This window comes from Moorena sp. SIO4G3 (assembly GCF_010692305.1).
In the GTDB taxonomy this organism is placed as follows: domain Bacteria; phylum Cyanobacteriota; class Cyanobacteriia; order Cyanobacteriales; family Coleofasciculaceae; genus Moorena; species Moorena producens_A.
The window spans coordinates 1-7,725 of sequence record NZ_JAAHIG010000401.1; the positions used below are offsets into that span (position 1 = coordinate 1).

Below are 7,725 nucleotides of genomic sequence, written 5' to 3' on the forward strand. Positions count from 1 at the left end.
CTCCCATCCGCTCTACCCATTACCCATTACCTATTACCTATTACCCATTACCCATTACCTATTACCTATTACCTTAGTACTAATGTTGCTGCATAAGTGACATGCTCCCTTTCCGATAGCATCGGTATGATGTAACCATTGAGCTTAGAAAAAAAATGCGATCGCTAATCTAACTAGCGATCGCTAACAGTCTTGGGTAAACACCTTTTATGTAAGAACTAATCGGAACAGTCTTGTGATCACACTGTTGTGTTACACAAATGCATTAAATGCCTGCTCAGCAGCATCGAGATTACCGAATACAGTCAGATTATCCTCGCCGCCAAGGATAGCTACTACGGCTTCTTGACCACTAACTGTTTCGCGACCGAAACTAATATTGCCCAAGAACTCGTCAGCAAAATCAAAGCTATCCCCTGCCTCAAAGTCAGTGATTTGGTCAAAGTCCTGGAGACCGTCTTGGAAGATTTCACTGCCGAAGGCGAAGATGTCTGCACCTGAATTGCCAGTTAACAAGTCATTGCCAACCCCTCCGTTCAAGACATCATTAGCGCTACCACCAATCAGAGTATCATTGCCCTCATTACCAAAAACAGTACCGTTAACAGTGCCTGCAATACCATCATAGGTATCATCACCAGCACTGAGTAGAACATCGCCGTTGATAGTACCTTGGTTAACAATAGTTACGTCAGCCTCAGCACCCTGAGCATCAATACCCACCTGAGGGCTGCCTGCAACAACACCACCGTTGATAGTGCCCCTGTTAATGATTTCGCCGTTGAGTTGGACTCCGTCTTCAATCAGTACTGCCGCATCAGTTTCTGAGGTCAAGGTGCCTTCATTGACAATATCACCATTGAAGACTGAGAGGTCAGTATTAGTACCCTGTCTGAGGCGAACAGCTGTAGCTCGGTTGTTGCCCACCGGCACACCACGTCCGATCACCGTACCTCGATTAATTACGCTACCTGTGACATCAGCACCGAGTTGTAGAGAAATGGCATCTCCATCATTGCCTTCACCCACATCGATCAGACCACTACTTTCGTTGACAATCGAGTAGGAAAGCGCACTCTGGTCAGTGTAAACGACACCATCCCGGGGACTGGCAGAGGTGAGAATCTCACCGAAGTTTTGAAGGCTAATATCTTGACCACCGATATTTACGGCACGACTAGCACTAGTGATAGTACCGAAATTTTGCAGCGCCCCAGAAGAGGTACCGCCATTGGCAAAGCTAACGCCGTTGAAAGCACCATCAATCGTACCGTTATTAACGATTGTACCATTGAGTTCGACTCCCGACTCAATCAGGATACCACTGTCAGTTTCTGAGATCAACGTGCCTTCATTGACAATATCACCATTGAAGACTGAGACATCCGCTCCTCCGATGTCAGTACCCTGTCTGAGGCGAATCGCAGTAGCTTGGTTATTACCCACCGGCACACCACGTCCGATCACCGTACCTTGATTAACCACACTACCTGTGACATTAGCACCGAGTTGTAGAGAAATGGCATCTCCATCATTCCCCTCACCCACATCGATTAGAGCATCAGGACCGTTTAAAATATCATAGGATGTAGCAGTCTGGTCAGCGTAAACGACACCATCCCGAGGACTTGCAGAGGAGATAATCTGGGCTAAGTTATCAACCTTGATGTTCTGACCACCGATGTTGACGGGACGACTATCACTGGTAATCAAGCCTTGGTTGGTTAATGTGCCAGAAGAGACACCACCATTAACGAAGTTGACACCGTTGAAGCTACCATCAATTGTGCCTGTCTCTGCGTTAAAGATGCTGGCATTAGTGCCCGTGATATCAACAGCACTACCATCAACATCTAATGTACCGAATACAGTTAAAGAATCCCCTACTCCGGGTAGTACTACGGGCTCGGTTAGTGTTTCTCCAGTGGGAATAAAAGTGTTTGACATGAAAGTTCCTCCGAATGCAAGTGAATTAAGTTGAGACTGGAAGTAAACACTGGTCTACCGGCAATAGACCAGTGTAGTGTTTTTAACCTCAGGCAAACATTGACCCTTAGGCAAAAACCATCGGTTTTAACAGGGCATTAGCGCTGTTGTCTAGTCGCTAAGGTGTCTATATTTCTACAATGGCATTCGGATCAGAGCCTAATGTCTCAGTTTTTGTATCAGTTTTTTAGCTCAGTTATTTTAACTAGGCTTAGTTGTATAATTTTTTTCATACTTAGCCCAGGGTGAGCTTAGATTTTTCTCAGACTAATCTCAGGTTGAAGCATAAACCGATGAAATTAATCTTATTCAGAGGCGATATTGTATAGCATAAGTTGGCATAATAGTTGTCTCAGTTTTTGTCTCAGTTGTCTCAGTTTTGCTTTTTTTTCTCAGTTTGGTTTCAGTTTTAATTCATTGATACAGTAAGTCCGGCGTTGCTGAATCAAAAAATGAATCAGAGTAGAGTGGGCATCCTGCCCGCCCCAAAAAATCAGGAACAGGCAAGATGCCTATTCCACAGGTGCGACCCTAGGCCGGGGAACCCAGCCTAGGAGGCGCGCACCTAAAAAACTCTTAAAATCATTCCATTATCTTAAAATCATTCCATTATTAAGCAATGCCGATTTGGCTTAACAAGCGTGTTATATCATGTCAGGATAATTACCCTGTCTTGATGCAGTCGCTCATGGGGGAAACCACGGCAGTCGCTCATGGGGGGAACCCCCAAGACCGCGCTGCCTCCCCAAGACCGCGCTGCATCGCTTAATAAAAATCTCCCCATCTCCCCATCACCCCATCACCCCATCTCCCGATCTCCCCATCTCCCCATCGGGTGCATCTCATTTTTGCTGTTTGACACGGTGGTGCGTTACGGGGCGGGCTGTCCAAACCCTTACTACAAGGCGAAAAATGAAGCCCCCCTAACGCACCCTACGCAAAATTTTCAAAAATGAGATGCACTCTCCCCATCACCCCATCACCCCATCTCCCCATCTCCCGATCTCCCCATCTCCCCACACTTTTATTATGGGTATTCAACCGAACTTGATATTATTCTCCCATCAGCCCATCAACCTACAGTCTTAATGTCAATCATTTAGCCTATCTACTTTAGTAATAGTGCTTAATTTTCGGCTGTTATCCCGGATCGGGTAATCAGTTAACGAAGGTGTGATCTGGTTTATAGGGTTTATAAATCAGATCTAAACATAGGAGGTCTTTTTTTATTCTCCAATAAAACTCCGGATATTTTGCCCCTCTTGCCTTTTGCCTCTTAGCTTTTGCTTTTTCCGGCAATAATTTTGTTTACAAACCAGATATAAACGCGCTGATCGGTTGTTAAACAATTTGTAAGCATATGCGCTACGCGCAGGCTACGCCAACAGCCGTCAGCCGTGAGCTAAAAGCTCACGCGTGCGCGAACAGCCGTCAGCTTATTTTATTCAAAAGCTGTTCGGTGTATAGTCATTTCAATTTAGATTGAGACAACTCTTTATTGCTATGAAAGGGTTTCAGCCGAAAAAGTGTTCCATTGTTATTTGAAATTACTATAGCTTGGCCACAGGCCTTGGCCAAAGGCCACGCTACGCGAATGGCTGAGAGCTGATAGCTCAGAGCTGATAGCTGATAGCTAATAACTCAGAGCTGATAGCTCAGAGCTGATAGCTCAGAGCTGATAGCTGATAGCTGAATACTTACGGTTAGTTAGCTAAACACCGCTCCACTCACAGCTAGGGAGAGTTGCTTTGGTGAAGACCAAGCTTTTATTGTACTGCATTGCAACCACAACGTTTTCTGATGGCTGCTTCTACTTAATCGGTGATCAAGGTCAGCAATTGGAATTCAGTGATGAGGATAGCTCAAAGTTATGTCTATTTTTATGATCGGCACCCAACGCTCAGGCTCTAATTTATTGCGCCTGATGTTGAATCAGATTGGTGATCTCGCTGCTCCCCACTCCCCTCACATATTGCAGCGGATGATGCCATTACTACCTACCTATGGGGATTTGAGTCAAACGGACAGCTTTACCCTATTAGTCAATGATGTGTGTCGTTTAGTGGAACTCAATCCTGTCCCTTGGGAGGGTGTGCATTTAGATACAAAGGAAGTTATTTCCCTTTGCCGAGAGCGGTCTTTGGTGGCTATATTTGCCTCTGTTTACGATATTATGGCACAAACTTGGGGAGCACAGCAATGGTGTTGCAAAAGTTTAGCCAACGTTTACTACCTGCCAGAGATTACCGCCTACTTGGAAAACCCTAAATTTATCTATTTGTACCGGGATGGTCGAGATGTGGCGGTTTCTTTTAAGAAGGCAGTAGTTGGAGAAAAGCATTTCTACCATATTGCTCAAGAATGGGCAAAAGCCCAGCGTTTAGCACTCCAGATGCGCTCTCGCTTAAGTCCCGATAGGTTTTTCAGCATCAGTTATGAAACCCTAATCAGCTCTCCTGAGACTACCCTGCAGGATCTGTGTAATTTCCTAGGGGTGCAGTATACTCCTGAGATGCTGGATTTCCATCAATCCCAGGAAGCCTCGAATGCTGCAACGTCTAGCTCCCTATGGAGTAATGTCACCCAACCTGTAATTAAACAAAACACTAAGAAGTTTCTCCAGGAAGCTACGGATGAGGAAATCCTGATTTTTGAATTGGTGGCGGGAGATGTACTTGATGCTCTTGGTTACGAACGGGTTGGGATTCTTAAAGGGAAAGAAATCAAATTCAGCAGCACTGCGATCGCTAAATTTAATGCGATTAACCAAAACTTAAAAGCAGAGGCACGCCAAAAAATGGATCCTGAGGACTTAAAGCGACGAGATCGCCAAGCCACTCTGCTCAAAGAGATTAAAGCACGTCAGACCCTAGTGGCTTAAAGAACTGACTATGTTAAAAAAACTGCATGTAAACTCGGAAAATTCCGAGTCGGTATCCCTTTGGTTTCTCTTCTGGAACTTTTTCAAGATCGGAAGTACAGCCTTTGGCGGTTTCATGGCTCTGATTTCCGTAGTGGAGAATCGGATGGTGCGGCGCCACAAGCTCCTCACCCATGAAGATATGCTAGACGGCATTTCTTTAGCCACTGTTTTACCTGGTCCAGTTGCTGCTAACGTAGTAGCCTATGTGGGCTATCGCTTGGGGAGGACTAATGGCGCTGTAGTCAGTGCCATTGGTGTGTTGCTCCCTTCTTTTATCCTGGTAATTGGTTTAACGATTGCTTATCTCCAGGCCGGGGAAATTCCAGCACTTCAAAAAGCCTTTGCCGGATTTATTCCTGCGGTGGCGGCGATAATCTTGAGTGCCGCCAGACGCATGAGCAAAAAAGCGATCAAAGGCTGGCGGGAACTAGTGATTGCTTTAATAGCGGCAGTCCTACTCAAGGTAGTAGGAGGATTCTACATTACTGTACTAGTCGTGGTGGGTTCTGGATTGGTAGGATGGCTTTGGTTAGGTGACACTAAGCACTCGGGACAGGAGAATTCCCAAGCTCAACCGATTCAGGAGTCAATTCAGGGGATTTCCTGGCTGAAGTTGTCAGTCACCTTGCTCATCCTCCTGAGTTTTCTGTTGCTTTCTCTGATTCCCCTACCCTTTTTGGGGGAAACCAGCCTCGGGAAACTATTCGTGACATTTTCCGGCATGAGCCTGATGCTATTTGGTGGAGGCTACGTGTTCATTCCCCTGATTCAAGAAGTGGTGGTGAATAATTACGGTTGGGTGACTCAGACAGAATTTGCTAATGCGATCGCAATCGGACAAATTACCCCTGGACCAATTCTGATCAGCGCTGCCTTCATCGGTTATGTGGTGAAAGGGATTTCCGGAGCAATAGTAGCAACAGTAGGCATTTTCTTACCACCAGGACTGCTGATGGTAACCTGTTCCCACTTATTGAAACATATCAAAGAATCTACAGTGATTCAGGCGGCGCTCAAAGGAATTCGTCCTGCCGTAATTGGCATGATCATTACCGCTGCTATTGTAGTAGCTGGGAGTGCTGAATTTCATGTTGGCAGCTTGGTGATCTTTGCCGCAGCCCTAGTTGCCCTGTGGCGGTTCCGGGTGAAGGTGCTGTTGATTATCCCGATTGCCGGAATTTTAGGCTTAGTACTTTACTCAATCTAGAATGGATTGCTATAGCAAAGGGAACAGCGGATCTGGGAGCAGGGAGTAGGGAACAGGGAACAAACATTCTCTCAATTGATTTAGGATTGCTATAATATATAGTTTTAAAACAAGTTGTAAAGTTATAGATTTTCGAAAAAGGCAAGAGGAAATAGGCAAAAGGCAATAGGGGAAAGAGATCCAGAGTTTTTTAGTAAAATAAAAAAAGACCTTCTCGGTTTACATCTCAAATAAAAATGCTATAGCAATCCGTGTAGGAATGGTGAGAATTTTTGTGCCCTACTCCCTACTCCCTACTCCCTACTCCCTACTCCCTGTTGCCTGTTCTCAGAATTCCTAAACGGATCCCTATTAGCATCCCAACTTTTTAGCCTCAACCTTTCAATCAGCTTATCCAGGGAGCCATAATCCTCTGCCGGTAAAAACTTTTCTATCTTAGCAGCTGCCAGGGCTGGATGGTTTGCCGGGATATTCAGAAGCGCGTCGGTCAGTGCTGCGACTAATTGCGGGTCAGTACCCTTAACCGCAGCAATTGGCCACTCGGGATAGAGCTCGGTGGTATGAGTATAGAAGAATTCGTCCTTAGCCGACTCTAGGATTCTCAGCTGTTCCAGGTTTTCCAGCAAGCCTTGGTTGAGCATCTTTTCTAATTGACCTGTACGGATAAACCCAACATCAATTTTGCCGTTAACTACGTCAAGCACGATCTTGTCTTGTGATTTGTTTTCCACAAAACTGCTGAAGTCTAGGAACGGGTCAATACCATTTTTAAGCAGATGATAGATTTGGAAAGTGCAGCCAGCCGCCGCCGTTTGAAAAGCCACGCAGGCTGCCTTCTTACCCCGCAGATCCTTCAGTTTGTAGATATTGCTATCGCTTCTGACGATGATCAGACCACCAAATTTTGTACCCACCTGAGGTCGAGAGTGGGTAAGTAGAAACTTCGTATCGTAGAGCCGACGGATTTGCACAGCTGCCAGAGGATTGTTGGTGGTAAAGTGTAAATTACCTTGGGCTACTTCAATGAATTGACTTTCTTGGGTAACAGGTATTAAGGAGAAAGGGCGATTAATCACCTCAGAGAGGTAGTTTAGGAGTGGCTGATACCGTTGTTTGACAGAATCCACGCTATCAATGGTAAGTACAGCCACCCGAACAGTATTGTCCGAAACTGGTTGATGGGAAGTATCAACGGCTATCACTGATGGGTTTGCAGACTGTTTCTTCTCGCAGGCGGTAAGCCCTAGGAGAAGAGCAATCGATACACCAGTTAACATATTAATTTTTGTCTGTTGATAACTTATTGAGTTTACTAGTTTTTTAAGCATCAAAACCGATTGATTTATTCAATATTAATAATCAGGAAAATAATTTACACTAGATCTTATTTTTTCTTTGGCAAGAGTTATTTTAATTGATGGATACTTTGATAAAGTTTAAATTAATTTTTGATAAAGTTTTAGACATACCCTAGCCAGCCTTAGAGGTTGTCTGAGAAGTCTCATTTGCTACATCCAAGCCCCCTAAATCCCCCAATTCTGGGGGACTTTTACAAGCAAATTGACTCTTGTTCCCCCCAAATTTGGGGGGTTAGGGGGGCAAAAATCAG

6 protein-coding genes are annotated in these 7,725 nt (G+C 45.0%); 2 read left to right on the forward strand and 4 right to left on the reverse strand.

All coding sequences use genetic code 11. The features are described from left to right. Positions 1–252 precede the first annotated feature (252 nt). The 3 genes from F6J99_RS37950 to F6J99_RS37960 form a co-directional block, all read right to left on the reverse strand. Positions 253–1,947, reverse strand: a complete 1,695-nt coding sequence (locus tag F6J99_RS37950; RefSeq protein ID WP_293121061.1) for a hypothetical protein — start codon at positions 1,945–1,947, stop codon at positions 253–255. A 688-nt stretch (positions 1,948–2,635) separates the two neighbouring features. After that, on the reverse strand, positions 2,636–2,770 hold the full coding sequence (locus tag F6J99_RS37955; RefSeq protein WP_293121063.1) for a hypothetical protein: 135 nt from the start codon (positions 2,768–2,770) through the stop codon (positions 2,636–2,638). Further along, a complete protein-coding gene (locus F6J99_RS37960; protein WP_293121065.1) occupies positions 2,752–2,877 on the reverse strand; it encodes a hypothetical protein in 126 nt (41 codons plus the stop codon). The genes F6J99_RS37955 and F6J99_RS37960 overlap by 19 nt, the downstream gene beginning before the upstream one ends. A gap of 979 nt (positions 2,878–3,856) precedes the next feature. Between F6J99_RS37960 and F6J99_RS37965 the strand changes: the two genes are divergently transcribed. Both F6J99_RS37965 and chrA read left to right on the forward strand, forming a co-directional pair. Beyond that, positions 3,857–4,867, forward strand: coding sequence for a sulfotransferase (locus tag F6J99_RS37965; RefSeq protein WP_293121067.1), 1,011 nt, complete (start codon positions 3,857–3,859; stop codon positions 4,865–4,867). Positions 4,868–4,877: 10 nt separating this feature from the next. Next, the gene (gene chrA / locus F6J99_RS37970) at positions 4,878–6,116 is read left to right on the forward strand and encodes a chromate efflux transporter (protein WP_293121069.1); all 1,239 of its coding nucleotides are present in this window, start codon (positions 4,878–4,880) and stop codon (positions 6,114–6,116) included. 293 nt (positions 6,117–6,409) lie between these two features. On the opposite strand, the gene F6J99_RS37975 is transcribed toward chrA, so the two are convergent. Continuing rightward, a complete protein-coding gene (locus F6J99_RS37975; RefSeq protein ID WP_293121071.1) occupies positions 6,410–7,444 on the reverse strand; it encodes a phosphate/phosphite/phosphonate ABC transporter substrate-binding protein in 1,035 nt (344 codons plus the stop codon). Positions 7,445–7,725 lie beyond the last annotated feature (281 nt).